This is a genomic window from Micromonospora sp. WMMD723 (genome assembly GCF_049863385.1).
Classification (GTDB): Bacteria; Actinomycetota; Actinomycetes; order Mycobacteriales; family Micromonosporaceae; genus Micromonospora; species Micromonospora wenchangensis.
Map to the genome: position 1 here is coordinate 6083489 of NZ_JBMKNR010000001.1, position 22360 is coordinate 6105848.

Below are 22360 nucleotides of genomic sequence, written 5' to 3' on the forward strand. Positions count from 1 at the left end.
CCTCCCGGGATGGGCCGGCGACGGGCCGGGTGGATGCTGGTCATGGTGCTCCTCGACGGTCGGTGGTGGCCCGGATCGCGTCCACCGGGCAGATCTCCAGACACTCCAGGCAGCCGGTGCAGCGGTCGGCGCGCACGGTCAGGCCACCGGGCACCGGGCGGATCGCGTGGGTGGGGCAGGTCAGCAGGCAGGCCCCGCAGCCCTGGCAGGCGTCGATCACCACCGGCGGCGGCACCCCGGCCGGACCGGGCACCGGCACGACGGGGGTCATCCGCGCCACCGGTAGCCCCGGGGGGTGACCATCCGCCCGCCGACCAGCCGGGTCTGCGAACTGCCCACCACCACCAGCCCGTACATGTCGACCACGGTCGGGTCGAAGGTGGCCAGGGTGGCCAGGTGGACCTGCTCGTCGGGGCGGCTGGCGTTGCGGACCACCCCGACCGGGGTCTGCGGCGGGCGGTGCGCGGCGAACGTCGCCAGCACCGCGCCGAGCTGCCAGTCCCGGGCCCGGCTGCGCGGGTTGTACAGCAGCGCCACCAGGTCCGCCTCGGCGGCGGCGGCGACCCGCCGTTCGATCACCGGCCAGGGGGTGTGCAGGTCGGACAGGCTCAGGTAGACGTGGTCGTGGCCGATCGGCGCACCGAGCAGCGCGGCGGCGGCCAGCGCGGCGGTCACCCCGGGCACCCCGACCACGTCGATCCGCTCGTCGGCGTACTCCAGGGCGGGGCTGGCCATCGCGTACACCCCGGCGTCACCGGAGCCGACCAGCGCGACGGCGTGCCCGGCGGTGGCCTCGGCGACCGCGCTGCGGGCCCGTTCCTCCTCCGCGCCGAGCCCGCTGGCCAGCACCCGGGTGCCCGGCCGCAGCAGGTCACGGACCTGGTCGACGTACTGGTCGAGGCCGACGACCACGGCGGCCCGGCGCAACTCGGCCACGGCGCGCGGGGTGCGCAGGTCGGCCGCGCCGGGACCCAGGCCGACGATCGCCAGCCGGCCGCGCGGGGCGTGCCGGGCGACCGCCACGGTGGCCATCGCCGAGGCGGTCTTGGGCACCAGCAGGGTGCCGCCGTCGCGCAACGCCGCCGCCTCGGCGACGCTGGGCGTGCCGACGGCGGCCCGCACCACCTCGCTGGGGTGCGGCACGTCCACCGCCGAAAGCTCCGCCGCCGGCCAGGTCCGCAGCGGTACGCCGAGCGCGTCGGCGGTGGCCCGGATGCCCTCCTCGTCGGCCTTCACGTCGACGCTGGCCAGGCAGCGCAGGCTGGCCGGGCTCAAGCCGGCGTCGGCGAGCGCCCGGTGCAGCAGCGCGTCGACCTCGGCGGCGGGCACCCCCCGGCTGGACCCGACCCCGGCGACCAGGGACGGCGGCCGCAACACGACGGTCCGGTCGTCGACGGGCACCACCCGGTCGGTCACCAGCACCCGGTACCCGCCCTGCGGGTCGGCTGCCGGCGCGGGGCCGACGGGCGGGTGTTCCGTGGCGGGAGACGGCGCGGCGGCCGGTGGCACGAGATGGACGTTCGGCGGCAGGGCGGGCAGCGGCCACACCGCGTCGGCGACCAGCCGGACCGGCTCGCCGTCGAGGATCGCCCGGGACACCGCGGCCACCGCCCCCTCGACCGGCCAACCGAGGATGTCCAGGCCGGGCAGGTCGACCGCGTCGGTGGCGGTGGTGACCACCGGCCGGGCGTCGAGCACCGCGGCCACCTCGGCGGCGAGCGTGTTCGCGCCCCCGGCGTGCCCGCCGAGCAGGGCCACGGCGTGCCGGGCGGCCTCGTCGACCACCACCACCGCCGGATCGGTGCGCTTGTCGCCGAGCAGCGGCGCCAGCACCCGGACCACCGCACCGGTGGCGAGGAACGCCACCACCGCGTCGCACGTCGTCCACGCGGTGCGCAGCGCGTCGGCGACCCCGTCGGCCTCGACCAGCCGGGCGTGCGGCCAGGCGGCGGCCAGGGTCCGGGCGTGCCGGCGGCCGGCGGCGGTGGCCGCGACGAGCCCGACCCGGTGCGGGCCGGTGCCGGGCGCGTCCCGGTGCCGGTGTGGTGCGGTGGTGGTCACGGACGCTCCCCGGTGAGGACGACCACCGGGTTGGTGGCCGCGAGTCGGACGGACCCGCCGGGCAGGTCGGCGAGGCGGGCGGCGGCGAGTTGGCTGCCGGTCACCGTGTAGCCGGCGGCGCGCAGCAGGTGCACGGCCGGGGCGACCCGGTCCAGGGCGGCGAGGGTGACCACCACCCGGTCGGGGCGGCGGTCGGCGACGGCGGTCAGCACGTCGGTCCCGCCACCGCCGACGAAGACGGCATCCGGATCGGGCAGCCCGGCCAGGACTGCCGGCGCGTCACCGGTCACCACCCGGACGTCGACGCCGTGCCGGGCGGCGTTGTCGGCGACCGGTGCCGTCGGGTCCCGCTCCACGGCGATCACCGCCGCGCCGAGCAGCGCGCACTCGATACCCACCGATCCGCTGCCCGCGCCGACGTCCCAGACCAGTCGACCGAGCCGGGGCCGCAACCGGGCGACGGCCAGCGCCCGCACCTCGGCCTTCGTGATCATCGAGTCCCGGTGCCGGTACGCGGACTCGGGCAGCGCCCAGCCGGCGGCCGGCGCGGCGGCCGGCTGGTTGTCGCCGCGTACCGGCCCGACCCCACCGCCGGACCCGGCCGCACCACCCGGACCGGGGTGCGTCGCACCGGCGTCGTCGGCCGCACCGGCGAGGCTGAGCAGGACGTGCGGGTCGGCCCAACGGCGACCGGCGGCCTGTTCGGGGCTGACCCGGGTGACCCGCTCGGCGGGGGTGCCGAGGTGCTCGGCGACCAGCAGGCGGCGGGACCAGCCGGCCAGCCCGGCCCCGATCTCGGCCGCCCCGGCGTCCGGCGCGGTCAGCACGGCGACGGCGGGCAGCGCCCGGCAGGCGTTGAGCGCGGGGCCCAACTGCCGGCCGTGGGCGGTGACCACCACCGCGCCGTCCCAGTCGAGCCCGGCGCGGGCGAACGCGGCGGCCACGCTGGACACCGCCGGCAGCACCCGGACCGGCAGTGCGGCGGCGCGCAGCCGGCGTACCACGCCGAACAGGCCGGGGTCGCCGCTGGCCAGCACCACGGCCGCAACCCCGGCGGCGTGCGCGGCGGCGAGCCGTGCCACCGCCGGGGCGAGCGGGCCGAGGGTGACGGTGTCGACGCCGGCCGGCACCGGCACGGCGGCCAGGTGCCGGGCCGCCCCGACGACCAGCCCGGCCCCGGCCAGGGCGGCGAGCGCCGGCGGCGGCAGTGGCCGACCGGCCGCGTCCATCCCCAGCACCACCACCGGCTCGGGCCCGGTCACGCCGGCCACCGGCCGGAGGAGGCGACCAGGTGGTCGCCGGTGAAGTCGACCATCGCCACGTCGACGGTGAGCGCCGGCCCGGCGAAGCGGCGCAGCACCTGGCGGACCCGCTCGCAGAGCAGGTCACCGGCGGGGCGCAGCAGCCCGGCGGCCTCCCACAGCTCGTAGGCGTGCCGGCCGGTGTTGGCCGCCAGCACCGCCGCGACCAGGTCGGTGTCACCACCGGCCTCGGCGGTGACCGCGCCGAGCAGGGACAGGTCCACCTTCGACCGGGTGTAGTGGGTCATCAGGATGCCGGCGGCGAGTTTGGCCAGCTTGCCGGCCATCCCGACGAAGACCACCCCGGTCATCGCGTCGCCGACGGCGGCGGTGACGGCCGCGCCGGTGAAGTCGCCGACCTCGACGAAACACACCTCCGGCAGCTCCGGCAGCAGCGCGCGGGCGGCCCGTTCGGTGCGCCCGCCGGTGCACAACACCACGGTCCGCTGCCCCTGGGCGGCCATCACGTGCACCGCCTGCACCACGCTGGCCCGCCAGGAGGCGGTGGAGAACGGCCTGACGATGCCGGTGGTGCCGAGGATGGAGATGCCGCCGACGATGCCGAGCCGCCGGTTGGTGGTCTTGCGGGCCATCACCTCGCCGCCCGGGACGCTGATCACCACCCGGACACCCACCTCCGCCAGGTCGACCACCTCGGCGACGGCCCGGCCGATCATCCGGCGGGGGGTGTCGTTGATGGCCGGCCCGCCGACGGCGAGACCGAGCCCGGGGCGGGTGACGGTGCCGACGCCGTCCCCACCGGCGAGTTCCAGGCCGGGCCGGGGCCGCCAACCGACGGTCGCGGTGAGGTGCGCGCCGTGGGTGACGTCCGGGTCGTCCCCGGCGTCCTTGACCACCACCGCCTCCGCCGTCGGTTCGGGCCGGGCGGTCAGGTCGCAGCGGGCCACCGCGAAGGTCACCCGCCGGCCGGCGGGCAGCCCGATCTCCACCTCCGTCGGGGGTACGCCGGTGACCAGGGCGGTCACCGCCGCCTTCGCCGCCGCCGTCGCGCACGCGCCGGTGGTCCAGCCGGTACGCAACGCCACCGGCCGGACCTTCGCGGTACGCGGCAGGTCCGGCTCGCGCAGCGGCGGCTCGGCGTACGTCACGGGGTGGCGTCCTCCACGGCGGCCCGGGACCGGCGCAGCTCGGCGCGGGCGGCCGGCTCGGCCCGGCGGAAGGTGTGGAAGTGCCCCGGGTGGTAGAGGTGCGACCGGGTGCCGGTGGCGGCGAGCGCCGGCCCGACCAGGAACAGGGTGTGCTTCCACAACCGGTGCTCCTTGACGGTGGCCGCCAGGTCGCCGAGGGCGCACCGCACCACCAGTTCGTCCGGCCAGGTCGCCTGGTAGGCCACCACCACCGGGGTGTCGGCCGGGTAGCCGCCGGCGAGCAGTTCGGTCTGGGCCTGCCCGGCGCGGGCGGCGGACAGGAACAGCGCCATGGTGGTGCCGTGCCGGGCGAAGTCGCGGACCCGCTCCCCCGCCGGCATCGGCGTCTTGCCGCCCTCCAGCCGGGTGAGGATCACCGACTGGGCCACCTCGGGGATGGTCAGTTCCCGGCCGACGATGGCGGCGACGGCGGTGAACGAGGACACCCCGGGGACGATCTCCACGGCCAGGTCGAGGGCCCGGCACAGGTCGAGCTGCTCCTGCACCGCACCCCACAGCGCCGGGTCGCCCGAGTGGATCCGGGCCACGGTGAGCCCGTCGGCGGCGGCCCGCCGGTACAGCGGCAGCACCCCCTCGATGGGCAGCTGCGACGAGTCGACGATCTCGGCGTCGGGGCGGGCGTGGGCCAGCACGTCGGCGTGCACCAGGCTGGCCGCCCAGATCACCACGTCGGCGTCGGCGATCACCCGGGCGGCGCGCAGGGTGAGCAGGTCGGCGGCGCCGGGCCCGGCCCCCACGAACCACACCTTTCCGGTGGACGTCACAGTTTTCCTCCCCGCCGGTCCCGGCGGGCCGGGACCAGCAGCGTCGACAGGTAGGGCAGCTCGTCGTCCGGGCCGACCGGCCCGATCCGCTCGTCGGGCAGGCCGAGGCCGCAGCCGAGCACGGCGTCGTCGAGCCGGTCGTGCCGGCGCAGCTCGTCGACGAGTTCCCGGTGCCGTCGCCAGCCCTTGTAGACCACCACGGTGCCGGGCCCGGCGAGGGCGTCGGCGACCGGTGCCGCGCCGGCGGTGGCCGGCAGCAGGGTCAGCGGCTCCCGCCCCTGGCACAGCGGGACGCCGCTGCGGGCGGCCAGCTCCTGCATGGCGGTGACGCCGGGCACGGTGCTCAGCCGTACCGCCGGCCGCAGCGCGCGGACGCCGTCGGCCAGGTAGGTGAAGGTGGAGTAGACGTTGGGGTCGCCGATGGTGGCGAACGCGACCGAACGGGCCCCGGCGTCGAACGCGTCGACGACGGCGCGGGCGGCGGCGTCCCAGGCGGCCTCCCGGCGCGCGGTCACCCCGCCCCGGTCCTCGAGGGCGAACGGCAGCCGGCGCAGCCGGTCCGCCGGCACGTGCGCGAGGACCGTCGTCTCGGCCCGGCCGGGGGGCGTCGCCGGGTCCGCCGCCAGCCGGTCCAGCACCGGTACGACCACCAGGTCGGCCTCGGTCAGCACCCGGACCGCCCTGAGGGTGAGCAGTTCCGGGTCCCCCGGCCCGACCCCCACCCCGGTCAGCGTGGCGGTGGCGGCGACGGGCGGGTGACCCGCACCGGTGCCGGTCACCGGGCCGCCGCCTCGACCAGCCGGCGGGCGGCCCGGGGGTGACCCGCCCAGTGGGTGTGCAGGTAGGAGGCGTGCACCTGCCCGGTGACGAAACCGTGGTCGGTACCGTCCCACCGCCAGGCGGGCCGGTCGCCGTGCCCGGGGTCGGTGACGGTGCGGTGGAACTCGTGGCCGCGTACCCGCTCACCGGCGGCGTGGACCGGGGAGTCGGTGGCGGCGACCGCGTCGCGGTAGCCGAGGGTGAGCCGGCCGGACATCCGGGCGTGGTGGTCGAGCCGCCCGCACATCGGCACCCCGTCCAGGGAGCGGCCGAGGTAGAGCAGCCCGGCGCACTCGGCGGCCACCGGACCGGCGAAGCCGGCCAACTCGGCACGCAGGCCGGTGTTGGCGCTCAACGCCTCGACGTGCACCTCGGGGAAACCGCCACCGATGACCACGGCCCGGGTGCCGGTGGGCAGGGCCGGGTCACGCAGCGGGTCGAACGGGGCCACGGTCGCGCCGGCGGCGGTGAGCAGTTCGGCCGTCTCGGCGTACGAGAAGGTGAAGGCGGCACCGGCGGCGACCGCGACGACCGGACGGTCCCCGCCGGCCGGGCCACCGACGGCGGTGCCCGGGTCCCAGGCGTCCACGGTCACCGGTGGGGCGCTGCGCGCCAGGTCGAGCACGGCGTCGAGGTCGACGGTTGCCTCGACGAGACCGGCGAGCGCGTCGACGACGGCCAGTGACTCCGGTGCCCGTTCGGCGACCGGCACCAGCCCCAGGTGCCGGGCCGGCGCGGCCACCTCGACCGCCCGGGTCACCGCCCCCAGCACCGGTACGCCCACCTCGGCGAGTGCGTCGCGCAGCAGGGTCTCGTGCCGGGGCGAGCCGACCCGGTTGAGGATCACCCCGGCGACCCGGACCGCCGGGTCGAAGGCGCGCATGCCGAGCACCAGCGCGGCGGCCGACCGGCCCTGCGCGGTGGTGTCCAGGACCAGCAGCACCGGCGCGTCGATCAGCGTGGCGACGTGCGCGGTGGACGCGTAGCCGCCCCGGCCGACCGCGCCGTCGTGCAGCCCCATCACGCCCTCCACCACGGCGACGTCGGCGGGGGTGGGCAGGCTGGCGCCGTGCCGCAGCAGCGGGGCGACCAGGTCCTCCCCGACCAGCCACGGGTCGAGGTTGCGGCCGGGGCGGCCGGCGGCGAGCGCGTGGTAGCCGGGGTCGATGTAGTCGGGGCCGACCTTGTGCGGGCTGACCGTGAGGCCCCGGCGGCGCAGCGCGGCGAGCAGTCCGGTGGCGACCGTGGTCTTGCCGTGCCCGCTGGCGGGGGCGGCGACCACCAGCCGGGGCAGCGCCCACGGGCCGGTCGGCGGCACGGCCGGCGCGGTACCGCCCGGGTGACCGGCCGGCGCGTTGCCCGGCGGGCGGCGCTGGTCGGTACGGCGGGTCGGTCCGGTCACCACTCGATGCCCTTCTGGCCCTTCTGGCCGGCGTCCATCGGATGCTTGACCTTGGTCAGCTCGGCGACCAGGTCGGCCGCCTCGACCAGCCGCGGGTCGGCGTCCCGGCCGGTGATCACCACGTGCTGGAAGCCGGGCCGGTGGGTGAGGGTGTCGACCACCTCGTCGACGTCCACCCAGCCCCACTTCATCGGGTAGGTGAACTCGTCGAGGACGTACAGGCCGTAGCGCTGCGCGGCCAGGTCACGCTGGATCTGCCGCCAGCCCTCCAGGGCGTCGGCGGCATGGTCGGCGTCGCCGCCGCGCTGGATCCACGACCAGCCCTCGCCCATCTTGTGCCAGGCCACCGGCGCGCCCTGCCCGGTGTCGGCGTGCACCTGGCCCAGGGCCCGGAAGGCGTTCTCCTCACCCACCCGCCACTTGGCGCTCTTGACGAACTGGAACACCCCGATCGGCAGCCCGGCCGTCCAGGCCCGCAGCGCCAACCCGAACGCCGCCGTCGACTTCCCCTTCATCTGCCCGGTGTGCACGATGGTCAACGGACGGTGCCGCCGCTGCCGGGTGGTCAAGCCGTCGGCGGGGACGTGTTCCGGCTTTCCCTGCGGCATCAGCGCACGCTCCGATTCGCTCCGACGGTGGCGAGCCCGGTCAGCGGGTCGGCGGTGACCGTGTCCAGGCGGTGGTGGGCCGCGCCGAGCTGACCGGCCAGCCGGTGGGCCAGGTGCAGCCGCACCGGGCCGGACTCACAGTCCACCACGACACAGGGCGCGCCGGTGGCGGCGAGCACGGCCGCCGCGCGCGCCGAACGTTCCAGCGGCCGGTGCCCGGCGGTGGCCCGGCCGTCGGTGACGACCAGCACCAGCGGACGCCGCCGCGGGTCCCGCAGCCGCTGCACCCGCAGCAGGTCGGCGGCGACGAGCAGCCCTTCCGCCAGCGGGGTACGCCCGCCGGTGGGCAGCTCGGCCAGCCGCGCCGACGCGGCCAGCACCGAGGAGGTGGCCGGCAGCAGCACCTGCGCGCCGGCACCCCGGAAGGCGACCACCGCCACCATGTCCCGCCGCTGGTAGGCGTCGGTGAGCAGGGCCAGCACCGCACCCTTGACCGCCGACATCCGCTGCCGCGCGCCCATCGACCCGCTGGCGTCGACGACGAACAGCACCAGGTTGCCCTCGCGGCCCTCCCGGACCGCCTCCCGCAGGTCGTCGGGGCGCAGCAGCAGCCGGCCGCCGCACCGGCCCCGCCGGGCCTGGTACGGGGCGGCGGCGCGCAGGGTCGCCGGCAGGTGCACCGCGGCCGGCCGGCCGGCGGGCACCCGGGCCCCGGTGGTCCGTCCGCGCCCGGTCCGGGCCCGCGACCGCCGGCCGGGCACCCCGTCGCCGACCCCCGGCGCGGTGAACAACCGGGCCGTCAACCCCCGCTGCGGTACGGCCACCGAGCCGGTGCCCGCCGGGTCACCCGGGTTCGTGGTGCCGTCCTGGCCGGGTCGCCCGGGACGGGCACCGGCGTGCTCGGCGGACCCGTCGTCGGGGCGTCCCGACCGGCCGTCGGCGCGGTGTCCGGTGTCCGGCCCGTCGTCGCCGGCCGGTCCGCCGTCGTCGATGCGGTCCGGCCACCGGTCGTCCCCGGACGGTGGGGAGGCCGGACCGGTCCGGGCGCGCGGGTGGTCGTCGTGGCCCAGCGGACCACCGGCGTCCTGCGGCCCACCGGCGTCGTCGGGTGACTGCGGGCCCGACCCGTCGCCGGGGCCGCCCGCCGAGGGGCCGCCCGGCCCACCGGGGCCGGCACCGTCCGGCCCGCCGGTCGGGTCACCCGGACCGGCCGGCCCGGTGTCCGGCGGATCGTCGTCGGGGTGCTCGTCGCGGGCCCGCTGCAACGCCTCGTCGAGGCGCTTCTCGTCCAGGCCCGGGGTGTCGAACGGGTCGCGGCGACGGCGGTGCGGCAGGGCGAGCCGGGCGGCGACCCGGACGTCGTCGGCGGTCACCCGGTCCCGGCCCTGCCAGGCGGCGTGCGCGACGGCCGTCCGGGCGGTGACGATGTCGGCGCGCATCCCGTCCACGTCGAACGCGGCGCACACCTCGGCGATCTGCCGCAACGCGGCGTCGGGCAGCAGCACCCCGTCGAGCCGGTCCCGGGCGGCGGCCACCCGGGCGGCCACCTCGGCGTCGGCGGCGGCCCACCGGGCGGCGAACCCGGCCGGGTCCGCGTCGGCGGCGAGCCGGCGGCGCACCACCTCCACCCGGACGACCGGGTCGCGGCTCGCGGCCACCTCGACGGTGAGCCCGAACCGGTCGAGCAGCTGCGGACGCAGCTCACCCTCCTCCGGGTTCATCGTGCCGACCAGCAGGAACCGGGCGGCGTGACTGACCGAGACGCCCTCCCGTTCGACGTGGCAGCGGCCCATCGCGGCGGCATCCAGGAGCAGGTCGACCAGGTGGTCGTGGAGCAGGTTCACCTCGTCGACGTAGAGCACCCCCCGGTGGGCGGCGGCGAGCAGGCCCGGCTCGAAGGCGCGTACCCCCTCGGCGAGGGCCTTCTCCAGGTCCAGCGAGCCGACCACCCGGTCCTCGGCGGCACCGACCGGCAGCTCCACCAGCCGGGCCGGCCGGCGCTCCACCGGCGCGGCGGCCGGGTCGTCGTGCCCGCCCGCACCCGGGTGGGGGCCGTCCGGGCAGGTCGGGTCGGGGGCGGCCGGGTCACAGCCGAACCGGCACCCGGCGACCCGGTCCACCGGCGGGAGCAGCGCGGCCAGGGCCCGCACGGCGGTGGACTTGGCGGTGCCCTTCTCGCCCCGCACCAGCACCCCGCCGATCGCCGGGCTGACCGCGTTGAGCAGCAGCGCCAGCCGCATGTCGTCCATCCCGAGCACGGCCGAGAAGGGAAAACCGCTCATTGGAGATCCTCCAGGTCGCCCTCGGTGGCCAGGTACGTCTCCCGGAGTCGGTCCAGGGTGGTGGGGTCGGGGGCGGCCCACAGGCCGCGTTCGGCGGCCTCCAGGAGCCGTTCGGTGATGCCGCGCAGCGCCCACGGGTTGGACCGCTCCAGGAACTCCCGGGTCTGCCCGTCGAACAGGTACGCCTCGGCGAGGCGCTCGTACATCCAGTCGTCGACGACCCCGGCGGTGGCGTCGTAGCCGAACAGGTAGTCCACGGTGGCGGCCAGCTCGAACGCGCCCTTGTAGCCGTGCCGGCGCATCGCCGCGATCCACTTCGGGTTGACCACCCGGGCCCGGAACACCCGCCGGGTCTCCTCGCCGAGGGTGCGGGTACGCACGTCGTGCGGCATCGCCGAATCACCCACGTACGCGGCCGGGGCGGTCCCGGTCAGGTGCCGCACCATCGCCACCATCCCGCCGTGGTACTGGAAGTAGTCGTCGGAGTCGACGATGTCGTGCTCGCGGGTGTCCTGGTTCTTCGCCGCCACCGCGATCCGGGCGAAGGACCGTTCCATGTCGGCCCGCGCCTCCCGCCCGTCCAGGCCCCGGCCGTAGGCGTAGCCGCCCCAGACGGCGTACACCTCGGCCAGGTCGGCGTCCGTGCGCCAGTTGCGGGCGTCGATCAACGGCAGCAGTCCCGCCCCGTACGCCCCGGGCTTGGAGCCGAAGATGCGGGCGGTGGCCCGCCGCTCGTCGCCGTGCGTGGCGAGGTCGGCGGCCACGTGCGCGCGCAGGTAGTTGTCCCCGGCCGGCTCGTCGAGGGCGGCGACGAGCCGTACCGCGTCGTCGAGGAGGGCGACGACGTGCGGGAACGCGTCCCGGAAGAAGCCGGAGATGCGGACCGTGACGTCGACCCGGGGCCGGCCCAGTTCCGCCACCGGCACCACCTCGACGCCGGTGACCCGCCGCGACCGGTCGTCCCACACCGGCCGGCAGCCGAGCAGGGCCAGCACCTCGGCGATGTCGTCGCCCTGGGTACGCATGGCGCTGGTGCCCCACACGGTCAGCCCGACCGACCGCGGGTACTCCCCGGTGTCGGCGAGGTAGCGGGCGAGCAGCGAGTCGGCCAGCGCCACCCCGACGTCCCAGGCGTTGCGGCTGGGGATCGCCTTCGGGTCGACGGAGTAGAAGTTGCGGCCGGTGGGCAGCACGTTGACCAGGCCCCGGGTGGGCGACCCGGACGGTCCGGGCGGCACGAACCGGCCGGCGAGCGCGCCGAGGGTGTGGGTGATCTCGTCGGTGGTGCGGTCCAGCCGGGGCACCACCTCGCGGGCGGCGAACCGCAGCACCTCGGCGGCGTCGGGGCAGGACCCGCCGGTCACCTCCGCGACCACCGGGTCGGCCCGGTCGGGATCCCAGCCGAGGGTCTCCATGCCGAGGACGAGCCGCCGGGCCAGCGCCTCGATCAGGTCCACCGCGTCGGCGGCGGTGACCGCCGGCCCGTCGACGACGTCGGTCAGCGCCGTCGGCACCGCCACCCGCGCCCCGGGCTCGGCGAGCAGCGCCTGCTCGTCGAGGCCGTAACCGGCGGCAAGGGCCTGGCGCAGGCCCGGCAGGGCCCGGCTGCCGCCCCACACCTGCGGGGCACGCAGCACGGCCAGGACGAGGTTCACCCGGGCCTCACCGGTGGGCACCCCGGCCAGGACGTGCAGCCCGTCGCGGATCTGCACGTCCTTGACCTCGCACAGGTAGCCGTCGAGGTGCAGCACGAAGTCGTCGAAGTCGTCGGCGGCGGGCATCGCCTCGGTGTGCAGGTCGTGGTGGAGTTCGGCGGCGCGCACCAGCTCCCAGATCTGCCCCCGGACCACCGGCACCTTCGCCGGGTCGAGGGCCTGCACGGTGGCGTACTCGTCCAGCAGCTGTTCGAGTTTCGCCAGTTCGCCGTAGGTCTCGGCGCGGGCCATCGGGGGCACCAGGTGGTCGACCACGACGGCGTGCGCCCGCCGCTTGGCCTGGGTGCCCTCGCCGGGGTCGTTGACGATGAACGGGTAGACCAACGGCAGGTCACCGAGGACGGCGTCGGGGGCGCAGTCGGCGGCCAGGCCGAGGCCCTTGCCGGGCAGCCACTCGCACGTGCCGTGCTTGCCGAGGTGCACCACCGCGTCGGCGCCGAACCCGCCGTCGTCGACCGACGCGGCCAGCCACCGGTACGCGGCGAGGTAGTGGTGGCTGGGCGGCAGGTCGGGGTCGTGGTAGATGGCGATCGGGTTCTCGCCGAAGCCGCGCGGCGGCTGGATCAGCAGGGTGACGTTGCCGAACCGCAGACCGGCCAGGACGATGTCCCCGGCGTCGGTGTAGAGCTGGCCGGGTGGCTCACCCCAGTGTTCCCGCATCCGGTCCCGCAGGTCGACCGGCACCTGGTCGAACCAGCGCCGGTAGGTCTTCCCCGGCACCCGGGCCTCGGCGGCGGCCAACTGTTCCGGGGTGAGCCACTCGACGTCGTGGCCCCCGGCGGCGATCAGGGCGTGGATCAGCGCGTCCCCGTCGGTGGGTGGCGGCGCGTCGCCGAGGTGGTACCCGTCGGCGGCGAGGGCGGCGAGCAGCCGGACCGCCGAGGCGGGGGTGTCCAGGCCGACGGCGTTGCCGACCCGGGAGTGCTTCGTCGGGTAGGAGCTGAGCACGATCGCCACCCGCTTGCCGGCGTTGGGCAGGTGGCGCAGCCGGGCCTGCCGGACGGCGATGCCGGCGACCCGGCCGGCCCGCTCGGCGTCGGCGGCGTAGACCGACAGCCCGTCGGCGTCGATCCGCTTGAACGAGAACGGCACGGTGACGATCCGACCGTCGAACTCGGGGATGGCCACCTGCATGGCCGCGTCCAGCGGGGACAGTCCGGCGTCGCTGGCAGCCCACTGCTCCCGGGTGCTGGTCAGGCACAGCGCCTGGATCACCGGCACGTCGAGGGCGGCGAGCGCGCCGACGTCCCAGGCGTCCTCGTCGCCCCCGCCGGAGGCGTCGGCGGCGACCGTCCCCCCGGCGGCGAGGACGGTGACGACGAGCGCGTCGCAGCGGGCGAAGAGGTCCAGCGGCCCGTCGCCGGGGGTGAGCCCGCGCAGCGATCCGCAGAAGATCGGCAGCGGTTCGCCGCCGGCCGCGTCGACCGCGTCGGCCAGGGTCTGCACGAAACCGGTGTTGCCGGCCAGCGCGTGCGCCCGGTAGAACACGATCCCCACCGTGGGCCGCCCGCCCCCGTCCGGTCCGGCCACCGGGTCCGCCCCGTCGACCGGGGTGGACGGGCGGCGGTGGTCGAGGATGCCGTAGGGCGGGGTGGGGGTGGGCGGGTCGAAGCCCTCACCGGTGAGCAGGACGGTGTCGGAGAGGAACCGGGCGAGCTGGGCGAGGTTGTCCGCGCCCCCCTCCACCAGGTAGGACAGCGCTTCGGTGGCGACCCCGGAGGCCACCGTGGAGGCCGCCATCAGCTCCGCGTCGGGCACCGCCTCGCCGCCGAGCACGATCGTGGGGACGCCGGAGCCGAGCACCGCCGCGAGGCCGTCCGGCCACGCCTGCCGCCCGCCGAGCAACCGTACGACGGCCAGGTCGACCCCGTCGAGCAGGGCGGGCACGGCGGCCACGTCGACCCGGGTGGGGTTGGCGAGGCGGTAGTCGGCGGCGCTGGCGCGGGCGGCGAGCAGATCGGTGTCGGCGGTGGACAACAGCAGGATGCGCACGTGCGGCTCCGGAGAGTGACGTCCGGCTCGACCACGGGGCCGGGCCGAGCGGGGCGGGAGGGACGCCGGTCAGCGGCGGCGGAGGTACGACGCACCCCACCGGCGGCGGGGCACCCCGGACCGGCCGTCAGCGGTACGTGGCAGGCCGACCGCCCCGGCGACGGCCGGCGACGGTGGGAGAGGTGGGGGCACGCGGCGGCGCGGGCTCTACGGTGATGCGGAAGTCACCGACCGTGATCGGGTCGGCAGTGACGCTGTGCGTCATCGGGTCCTCCTCGGGTGTCCACGCCCTGGGGTTCTCCGACGGCCGAAGTATCCTGGCTCCCGGATCGACGCTCACCCCCGGCCTTCCAACCGTGCACGCACGGTCGTGACCCACGAGGGGGGATCGCTCCCCGGTGACAGTGGCGGGACCGCGTCGGAATCGCACCGACTTCCTTCACTGCCGTCAGGCCGCGAATGCTGCCACACTCCTCACCCCGAGGTCAACGGCGGCCACCGGCCCCGCGAGGGCACCGATCGCCCCCCGTGGCGAGGCCGGCGACCGCCGCTGCCCACGTTCCCGGGTGGGCCCGGTCCCTCCCGACGGTCGACCCGCAGCGTCCCGTGCCGCGCACCCACCGATCCGCCGAGGGAGCCCGCCACCCGCCCGGGGAAGCGCCACCGTCCGCGACCGACCGGCGCGGAACTGGGCGGCACGGAGCTGATCCGGGCGGCACGAACCTGATCCGGGCGGCACGGAGCCGGGGCCGCCGCCCTCAGGCTGCCCGGCCCCGGGCGACCCGGCCCTGGTCGGCCGGGACACCTCTCTCGCACGCTGTCGAGCTGATGACGTCAACGACTCGGGGGCCGGCGCGGCCGACCTGGCCGGACAGTTGTCGCGCCGGGTAGCGCCGGCCACCCGCCCGACACCCCGGGGCCGGGGCGGCCTGAGGGCGGCGGCCCCGGCCCGGGGCCACGGGGCCGCCTCCTCCGGTGCCGCAGGCCCTCCGGTCACAGGCCCATCCGGTACCGCGGGGCCGCGCCACCCCGGCCACCCCCGACCTGGCGGTACGGGTCGTCCCACCCGGCGGGGCCGATCCGTCACCGTCATCAGCTCGAAAGGGCCCGCGACGACATACCCCACACCCCTGCCCCGCAGCGGCAGGCGACCGGGGCGGCCGGCGGTCGCACCCGCCGCCGTGGCCGCACCCCCACGGACCCACATCCCACGGACCCACATCCCACGGGGCCACAACCCCGCCACGCTTCACGCGTTGCTGCGGGATCAGCGGAGGCGACGCTCGGGGTGGGCCCGGTTCCAGGCCCGCATCCGCTCCGGGTACCCGGTCTTCGCCGCCTCGTAGAGGGGCACCGCGTGCCGGTGGGCCAGCTTCGCCGCCGTACGCGGGGAGCCGGTGCGGCGGCGGATCCACTCCCCGTCGTGCGCGATCGCCACCACCGTGGTGTCGGTGGCGGTCGTCTCGGGTTCGAGATAGAACTCCACCCCCCGGTGGGCGGCCACGAAGTCCGCCAACGCGGTCAGGTCGTCCCGGGTGGCCTCCCGGTCGAGCTTGGTCGGGATACCCTCGTCAGCCCGGGTCCGTCGGCTGAACCAGCCCATCTGCCCGTCCTCTCCTCGGCGTCCCTCCAGTGGAGCACCCCCACCTGGAAGGGCGCTGCGAGCCCGGTGACAGCCGGCTGGGCGGCCCGTTCACCGCCGGTCGAGCGCGGCCAGCTCGTCGGGGGTGAGTCGCAGCGCGGCGGCCGCGACGTTCTCGGCGAGGTGGGCCGGGTCACCGGTGCCGGGGATGGCCAGCACGTGCGGGCCCTGGTGCAGCGTCCAGGCGAGACGTACCTGCTGCGGGGTGGCGTCGTGGGCGCGGGCGACGGCGCGTACGGCCGCGCCGTGGTCGGTGCGGGCCCCGCCTTCGCGGTTGCCGCCGGTCAGGGAAAAGAACGGCACGTAGGCGATCCCCCGGGCACCGCACTCGCGGACCATGGCGTCCTGGTCGCCGCGGTTGTCCAGGGCGTAGTTGTTCTGCACGCAGACCACCGGGGCGACGGTCTGCGCCTCGTCGAGGTGGTCGAGGCGGACGTTGGACAGACCCAGGTGCCGGATCAGGCCGGCGTCGCGCAGCTCGGCCAGCGCGCCGAAACGTTCGGCCACGGAGTCCGGCGCGGGCCGCCTGACGATCCGCAGGTTGACCAGGTCGAGGTGGTCGCGGCCGAGCCGGCGCAGGTTCTCCTCCACCTGGGCGCGCAGCTGCGCCGGGCCGGCCTCCTCGTGCAGGCCGGTCGTCGGGTCGTCCCGGAAGCCGACCTTGGTGGCGACGACCAGCCCTTCCGGGTACGGGGCGAGCGCGGCGCGGATCAGTTCGGTGGCGTACCGGGCGGGGCCGGTGCCGACCTTCAGGGTGCCGCCCGGTGAGACGTAGAACGCGGCGGTGTCGATGTGGTCGACGCCCAGTTCGACGGCCCGGCGCAGGACGCGCAGCGCCCGGTCCCGGTCGGGGTGGGCGGTGAGCCGCATCGAGCCGAAGCCCATCCGGTGCACGGTGCGGTCGCCCAGGGTCCAGCGGCCCGCCGCTGCGGCGGTGATCTCGGTTGGCATCCGGCGACCCTAGCCAGCGGCGGTGACCCGGCGTAACGGCCGCGCACCCGATACCGGCCGGGGCCGACGACTGTTAGGTTTTCTGTATCGGGCCGGCGGGTGTCTGCGGCGCGGCACCGGCCGGTGGACGGGTCGCCGGCACCAGGGCCAGGGTCGGAATCAGCAGCACCGGCACCACCAGCAGGGCGTGCAGGATGCCGACGTGGTCGCCGAGCAGACCCAGCAGCGGCGGGCTGGCCAGGAACGACGTGTAGCCGATCACCGCGACGACGCTGACCCGGGCGGGGGCGTGCTCCTCGTCGTCGGCGGCGGCGCTCATCCCGACCGGGAACCCGAGCGACGCGCCGAGCCCCCAGAGGACCACCCCGACGACGGCGAGCGGACCGGAGCCGGCCAGCACCGCCAGCAGGGAGCCGGCGGCGGCCAACAGGATCGTGCCGATCAGCACCGGCACCCGACCCCAGCGGTCGATGGCCACGGTGCCGGCGGTCCGGCCGATGGTCATGCCGGCGACGAACACCCCGAAGACGGCGGCCCCGGCGGCCTCGCTGACCCCGTAGCCGTCGACGAAGGCGACCGCCAGCCAGTCGTTGGCGCTGCCCTCGGTGAACGCCATCACCAGCACCAGCGCGCCGATGAGCAGGGTGCGCGGCTCCCGCCAGGCCGCGAGCAGGCCACCCCGGCGGGCCGACGCGGCGCCGTCGGCGGTGGAGGCGGGCAGGGCGGGCAGGAAGTTCCGCGCCCCGAGCAGGGTGCCGCCGAGCACCACGGCCGCCAGCACGGCCAGGTGCACGGTGATCGGCACCGCGAGCCGGGCGGCGCCCGCGCCGAGTCCGGCGCCGGCCACCGAGCCGAGGCTCCAGGCGGCGTGGAAGCGGGGCAGGATGGTGCGGCCGAGCCGTTTCTCCACCGCCGCACCTTCGACGTTCATGCCCACGTCGCAGGTGCCGGAGCCGTAGCCGAGGGCGAACAGGCCGACCGCGACGCCTGGCAGCGAGCCGAGCGGGGTGGCGATGCCGACCCCGGCCAGGCCGACCGCGACCAGCACGGTCGAGGCGACGACGGTGCGGGCCGGGCCGAGCCGCTGGGTCACCAGTCCGGCACTGGTCAGCGCCAGCACCGCGCCTCCGGACATGGCCAGCAGCAGCAGTCCGAGCCGGCCGGCGCTGAGGCCGAGCGCGTCGCGGACCGCCGGGACCCGGGAGAACCAGGTCGCCACCGCGAGGCCGTTGAGGGCGAAGACCACCGCGACCCCGGTACGGGCGGCCCGTACCACCGGGGGTGGGACGGCTCGGTTCTCGGTGGCGGTGTTCACGGCGCGCGGTCCTCTTCCCCTGGCATGGCCTTCCCGGCCCGGCTTTCCTGGTGTGGGCCGTTCTCCCGGCCCGGTATGTCCCGTCCGGGCCCGACGTCCCACCGCTGATCTCACACCGCTTTCGTCACGGCCACAAGCGCGATGTGCTCCTTACCGCAGCGGCGCGGCCGAACGGAGATGGCGCGGCACCGTCATTATTGATCGATTAACTTCAATCAGTGGTGGGCACTGACGGTACGGGGGCACGCGCATCGTGGGGGATTCGTGAAGTTCGGCATACTCGGAACATTTGTGATACTTCCCGGGCAGAACTACTGCATCAATGCTCCCAAGCAGCGCAAACTGATGGCGGTTCTGACGGTCAACGGAAATGTACTCATCCCGGTGGAACGCCTGGCCAGAGAGGTGTGGCCCGACGAACCACCCGCCTCGGCCGGCAATCTGATCCGGCAGTACGTCTTCCGTCTCCGGCGCAGTCTGCCCCCGTCGGTGGGGCGGGCCATCACCACCGGCCCGGGTGGCTACAAACTGCGGTTGGCACGCGGCGACGTCGACAGTCACCTCTTCGACGCCAACGTGGTGCGCGGCCGGGCCGCCTTCGCGGCGGGCCGGCTCGACGACGCGGTGCGGTCCCTGTCCGAGGCGTTGGCCGCCTGGCGGGGGGACCCGCTCGCCGACGTCGACCCGTCCCCCTCGATCCTGGCCGAGAGCCGACGGCTCGGTGAACGGCGGCTGCTCGCCATCGAGATGCGCGCCGACGCCTACCTGCGCCTCGGCTGGTACGACGAAGCCGTCGAGGAACTGGCCGCGCTGGTCACCCTCCACCCCGAGCGGGAACGGCTGCGCGACATGCAGATGCGGGCGCTGTGCCAGGTGGGCCGCCGGGCCGACGCCCTCGCGGTGTACCGCGACCTCCGTCAGACGCTTGCCGACGGCGTGGGCATCGAGCCGGGGCCGGCGTTGCAGCGGCTGCACCGGCGGGTACTCGACGGCGACCCGGCGCTCAGCGAGCCGTCCGACGCCCGCCGACCCGCCGCGGCCGGATGGTCGGGGTCGGCGTACCGGTGACGGGTCACCGGACCCGGTCGGGGCGCGAGGGCAGGAGGGTCGCCACGAGGGCGAGCGCCGCCACCGCCAGCCCCGCCCCGGTGACCACGGTGGCCGCGCCCCAGCGGGTCAACAGGGGTGCCAGCACCATGCTGCCCACGGCGAACCCCCAGCCGATCGCCGCGTACTGGAGGGAGAAGCCGGTGGCCCGGCGGTCGGGCGGCAGGACCCGTTCCAGGTGCAGCGACCGGGCCAGCACGGTCGGCCCCTCGAAGAACCCGGCGACGGCGTACAGCGTCAGCAGCGCGACGGCGTGCGGTCGCGCGACCACCGCGAACGCGACCACCAGGCCGAGCACCAGCAGGGCGACGTCGGCCTGCCGCTGGTGGCCGCCCGGCCAACTCCGCAGGCTGTACAGGACGCTGCCGAGGCCGGTCCCGACCGCGTACGCGGCGAGGGCCAGCCCGGCGAGCGACGCCTGCCCGCTGCCGGTGAACAGCGGCACCGCCGCCACCGTCAGCACCCCGAGCAGCACCCGCAGCGCGGCGGTCAACGCCAGGGTGCGGGCCAGCAGGCGTAGCACCGGCAGCACCCGGCTGCGCCCGGCTGCGGGCCGGGCCGCCGCCGGATCGGGCAGGCGCAGGGCCGCCCCCGCGGCGATCGCGGCCGGCAGCGCGACCAGGCCGACACCGGCGGCGGGCGAGACGGCGGCGACCGCCACCCCGACCAGCACCGGTCCGAGCCCCCAGCAAACCTGGTTGAGCACCGTGTCCAGGGACAGCGCCCGGGGCAGCACGGCCACGTCGACCAGGTGGGTGAGCATCGACCGCAGACCGCCCGGCGCGCCGGCCGGCACCGCACCGGCCAACGCGACGAGGACGACCAGCAGCGCCGTGCCGCCACCGGTGCCGACCACCACGGCGGCGGCCAGGAACAGCAGCGCCTCGGCGGCCAGGCACCCGGCCAGCACGCGACGCGGGTTACACCTGTCGATCAGCGCACCGGCGGCGGGTGCCGCGACCGCCTCGCCGATGGTGTGCGCGCCGACCAGCAGGCCGCTGAGCAGGTAGCCGTCGCTGAGCGCCCGGCCGGCGAAGACCAGTGCCAGCGGGGCCATCGCCACCGGCAGCCGGGCCCCGAAGGTGGCGACCGCCCAGCCCACCCAGCCGGGCGACCGCAGAATCGCCCGCAAAGGCGTGCCGGCCCGACCCGAGAGGTCCACCCGCGACGTCGCCACCCGACCACCCCTCCCACCCGTCCACCGGGGACGAACAGTAGTCACCACCGACACGCTCGGTACCCCACCACCCACCCCACCGCTCCACCACCCCCACCCACCCGCCCGCCCCCTCCCCTCCCCCCGCCCCCGCCCACGTGGTCCTCCCGCCCGGGTGATCAAGAGGTTTGCGTCAGGAAACCGTGGCCGGTGACGCGAACCTCTTGATCACCGCATGACGGCGCGGGCGGGGGCACGGGTGCCCCGGGGGCCCGACCGGGCCCCCGGGGGCGGGTGGGCTAGCCGGTCGGGGGTGCCAGTCGGCGGAGGAAGGCCGCCCGGTCGACGATCCGACGCCGGTGGGAGCCGTGACCGAGCACCGTCCCGGTCGGACCGACCACGGTGAAGTCGACGTCGACGTCGCGGCCCGCCACGGTGAGGGCGACCCGGTAGGTGACCGGCTCACCACGACCGGCCGCCGCCGCGTGGGTCAGCGTCACGCCGACGCCGACGGTCATCTCGCCGGACGACAGCACCGGGGCGAGCACCTCCACGCAGGTCTGTTCCATCAGGCCCAGCATGGCCGGGGTGGACAGGACCATCAGGCCCTCGTTGCCCCACCGGGTCGCGCAGTCGTCCTCGCGGACCACCCGGGTCCGCTCCCCCTCGACCCGACGCCCCTGCCCCGCACCGGCGGCGCCCGCCCCACCGGCAGCACCGGCCGGATCGGACGCGGCACCGGATGCGGCCACACCGCCGGAACCCGACGGAACAGCCACACCACCGGAACCCGACGGAGCGGCCATGCCACCGGAACCCGACGGAACAGGAACGCCGCCGGAACCCGCCGGAACGGCCACGGTGCCGGGGCCCGTCGGGGCGGTCACGCCGGCACCGCCGGCGCGTCGACCGGGGTGGCGTAGCGGCGTACCACGTCCTTGTAGATGTTCTTCTTCTGCATCTCCGTGGTGCCGCCGGCGATCCGGATGGCGACGGCGTCGCGCAGGTGCCGTTCGATGCCGCCGGTACGGTCGTAGCCGGCGTGCCCGAAGATCTGGACCAGTTCGACGGTGGACCGGACCGCACCCTCGGAGGCGGCCAGCTTGGCGCAGGAGGCGAGCGCGCTGTAGGCGTCGTCGCCCCGGACCAGCGCGTCGGCGGCGGCGTAGGCGAGGTGCCGGGCCGACTCGATGGTGGTCCGGATGCCGACGACCTTGTCCTGGATGAACTCGTGCTCGCCGATGGGGACGCCGAACGCCCGGCGCTCGGCGCAGCGGCGCAGCACCACGGGGAGCAGTGCCTCCAGTTGGGCGGCGACCACGACGCCGTACATGAGCCGGTCGAAGGCCAGAAACGAGTAGAGGGTGGCGAGCCCGTCGCCGGGTGGCCCGACCACGTCGGCCGGGCCGACCGGCACCCCGTCCAGGATGATCGGCCCGGTGGGGCTGGTCCGCTGGCCGAGCAGGTCCTCGGCGACGCCGGTGTCGACGCCGGGCCGGTCGCGGTCCAGCACGAACAGGGTGATGTCCCGGGGGCCGATGCCGTCGAGCCGGCCGACGATCAGCAGGTGGTCGGCGACGGGCGCGTTGGTGATGTGCGCCTTGTGCCCGGTGAGTCGCCAGTCGTCGACGCCGTGCACGCGGGCCCGGGTGCCGACGGCGGCGACGTGGGAGCCACCGGCCGGTTCGGTGGCGGCGGTGGCGCCCACCGCGCCGCCGGCCAGCGCCGGGAGCAGCCGCCGACGCTGTTCGGGGGTGCCGTGTTCGCACAGTACGTGCAGCAGGCCGGCGTGGGCGACGGCGGACAGTACGAAACCGGAGTCGTCCGCGCCCTGGGCGAGCCCTTCCAGCCCGGCCAGGAAGTCCCACAGGGTGCCCCCGTCACCGCCGTGCTCGCGGGGCAGGTGGGCGGTCCAGAAACCCTCGTCGGCCAGCGCCTGCCAGGACTTGGAGTCGAAGACCCCGGCGCGGTCACGCTCGGCGGTGCCGGGGGCGACGGTCGTCGCCGCGAAGCGGCGGAACCGCTCCCGGCGGGCGTGTTGCTCCTGTGTCCAGGTGATCTGCATCGTCGTGCCCT

17 protein-coding genes and 1 riboswitch are annotated in these 22360 nt (G+C 76.3%); of the genes, 1 reads left to right on the forward strand and 16 read right to left on the reverse strand.

The window, feature by feature from the left end:
- Nucleotides 1-40 precede the first annotated feature (40 nt).
- From ACN261_RS26475 to ACN261_RS26535, 13 genes are all read right to left on the reverse strand, one after another.
- A complete protein-coding gene (locus tag ACN261_RS26475; RefSeq protein WP_421482368.1) occupies nt 41-271 on the reverse strand; it encodes a 4Fe-4S binding protein in 231 nt (76 codons plus the stop codon).
- The gene (gene cobJ / locus ACN261_RS26480) at nt 268-2061 is read right to left on the reverse strand and encodes a precorrin-3B C(17)-methyltransferase (RefSeq protein ID WP_425852698.1); all 1794 of its coding nucleotides are present in this window, start codon (nt 2059-2061) and stop codon (nt 268-270) included. The genes ACN261_RS26475 and cobJ overlap by 4 nt, the downstream gene beginning before the upstream one ends.
- Nucleotides 2058-3332 carry a precorrin-6y C5,15-methyltransferase (decarboxylating) subunit CbiE gene (gene cbiE / locus ACN261_RS26485; RefSeq protein ID WP_425852700.1) on the reverse strand — a complete coding sequence of 425 codons (1275 nt, stop codon included), beginning with the start codon at nt 3330-3332 and terminating at the stop codon, nt 2058-2060. The genes cobJ and cbiE overlap by 4 nt, the downstream gene beginning before the upstream one ends.
- On the reverse strand, nt 3320-4471 hold the full coding sequence (locus tag ACN261_RS26490; RefSeq protein ID WP_425852702.1) for a cobalt-precorrin-5B (C(1))-methyltransferase: 1152 nt from the start codon (nt 4469-4471) through the stop codon (nt 3320-3322). The genes cbiE and ACN261_RS26490 overlap by 13 nt, the downstream gene beginning before the upstream one ends.
- Nucleotides 4468-5295: a precorrin-4 C(11)-methyltransferase gene (gene cobM / locus ACN261_RS26495; RefSeq protein WP_088646742.1), complete on the reverse strand. Its 828-nt coding sequence runs from the start codon at nt 5293-5295 to the stop codon at nt 4468-4470. The genes ACN261_RS26490 and cobM overlap by 4 nt, the downstream gene beginning before the upstream one ends.
- Nucleotides 5292-6074, reverse strand: a complete 783-nt coding sequence (cobI, locus tag ACN261_RS26500; RefSeq protein WP_421482372.1) for a precorrin-2 C(20)-methyltransferase — start codon at nt 6072-6074, stop codon at nt 5292-5294. Before cobI ends, cobM begins: the two co-directional genes overlap by 4 nt.
- A complete protein-coding gene (locus ACN261_RS26505; protein WP_421486837.1) occupies nt 6071-7432 on the reverse strand; it encodes a cobyrinate a,c-diamide synthase in 1362 nt (453 codons plus the stop codon). The genes cobI and ACN261_RS26505 overlap by 4 nt, the downstream gene beginning before the upstream one ends.
- Before the next feature lie 80 nt (nt 7433-7512).
- On the reverse strand, nt 7513-8124 hold the full coding sequence (cobO, locus tag ACN261_RS26510; protein ID WP_145919775.1) for a cob(I)yrinic acid a,c-diamide adenosyltransferase: 612 nt from the start codon (nt 8122-8124) through the stop codon (nt 7513-7515).
- Nucleotides 8124-10406 (reverse strand): VWA domain-containing protein, encoded by a 2283-nt coding sequence (locus tag ACN261_RS26515; RefSeq protein WP_425852705.1) that lies wholly within the window; start codon nt 10404-10406, stop codon nt 8124-8126. Before ACN261_RS26515 ends, cobO begins: the two co-directional genes overlap by 1 nt.
- Entirely contained in the window at nt 10403-14113 is a 3711-nt protein-coding gene (gene cobN, locus ACN261_RS26520) for a cobaltochelatase subunit CobN (RefSeq protein WP_425852707.1), read from the reverse strand. The genes ACN261_RS26515 and cobN overlap by 4 nt, the downstream gene beginning before the upstream one ends.
- A 310-nt stretch (nt 14114-14423) precedes the next feature.
- Nucleotides 14424-14553: riboswitch (cobalamin riboswitch) on the reverse strand.
- Between the two features lie 827 nt (nt 14554-15380).
- Complete coding sequence (locus ACN261_RS26525) at nt 15381-15716, reverse strand: hypothetical protein (protein ID WP_088646738.1); 336 nt, start codon at nt 15714-15716, stop codon at nt 15381-15383.
- A 90-nt stretch (nt 15717-15806) separates the two neighbouring features.
- A complete protein-coding gene (locus ACN261_RS26530) occupies nt 15807-16706 on the reverse strand; it encodes an aldo/keto reductase (protein ID WP_425852709.1) in 900 nt (299 codons plus the stop codon).
- Between the two features lie 73 nt (nt 16707-16779).
- The gene (locus ACN261_RS26535; protein WP_421482376.1) at nt 16780-18021 is read right to left on the reverse strand and encodes an MFS transporter; all 1242 of its coding nucleotides are present in this window, start codon (nt 18019-18021) and stop codon (nt 16780-16782) included.
- A 291-nt stretch (nt 18022-18312) separates the two neighbouring features.
- Between ACN261_RS26535 and ACN261_RS26540 the strand changes: the two genes are divergently transcribed.
- On the forward strand, nt 18313-19089 hold the full coding sequence (locus ACN261_RS26540) for an AfsR/SARP family transcriptional regulator (protein ID WP_425853658.1): 777 nt from the start codon (nt 18313-18315) through the stop codon (nt 19087-19089).
- Nucleotides 19090-19093: 4 nt separating this feature from the next.
- Here the strand turns inward: ACN261_RS26540 and ACN261_RS26545 are convergent, their stop codons facing one another.
- The 3 genes from ACN261_RS26545 to ACN261_RS26555 form a co-directional block, all read right to left on the reverse strand.
- Nucleotides 19094-20305, reverse strand: coding sequence for an MFS transporter (locus ACN261_RS26545; protein WP_425852711.1), 1212 nt, complete (start codon nt 20303-20305; stop codon nt 19094-19096).
- Between the two features lie 278 nt (nt 20306-20583).
- The gene (locus tag ACN261_RS26550; protein WP_363795424.1) at nt 20584-21036 is read right to left on the reverse strand and encodes a thioesterase family protein; all 453 of its coding nucleotides are present in this window, start codon (nt 21034-21036) and stop codon (nt 20584-20586) included.
- A 131-nt stretch (nt 21037-21167) separates the two neighbouring features.
- Nucleotides 21168-22349 carry an acyl-CoA dehydrogenase family protein gene (locus tag ACN261_RS26555; protein ID WP_421482380.1) on the reverse strand — a complete coding sequence of 394 codons (1182 nt, stop codon included), beginning with the start codon at nt 22347-22349 and terminating at the stop codon, nt 21168-21170.
- Between the last annotated feature and the right edge of the window lie 11 nt (nt 22350-22360).

Coding starts and splice junctions, on each gene's coding strand:
- ACN261_RS26475 (WP_421482368.1), bottom strand. CDS start 271: ATGACCCCCGTCGTGCCGGTGCCCGGTCCGGCCGGGGTGCCGCCGCCG.
- ACN261_RS26525 (WP_088646738.1), bottom strand. CDS start 15,716: ATGGGCTGGTTCAGCCGACGGACCCGGGCTGACGAGGGTATCCCGACC.
- ACN261_RS26555 (WP_421482380.1), bottom strand. CDS start 22,349: ATGCAGATCACCTGGACACAGGAGCAACACGCCCGCCGGGAGCGGTTC.
- cobO (WP_145919775.1), bottom strand. CDS start 8,124: ATGCCGCAGGGAAAGCCGGAACACGTCCCCGCCGACGGCTTGACCACC.
- ACN261_RS26530 (WP_425852709.1), bottom strand. CDS start 16,706: ATGCCAACCGAGATCACCGCCGCAGCGGCGGGCCGCTGGACCCTGGGC.
- ACN261_RS26515 (WP_425852705.1), bottom strand. CDS start 10,406: ATGAGCGGTTTTCCCTTCTCGGCCGTGCTCGGGATGGACGACATGCGG.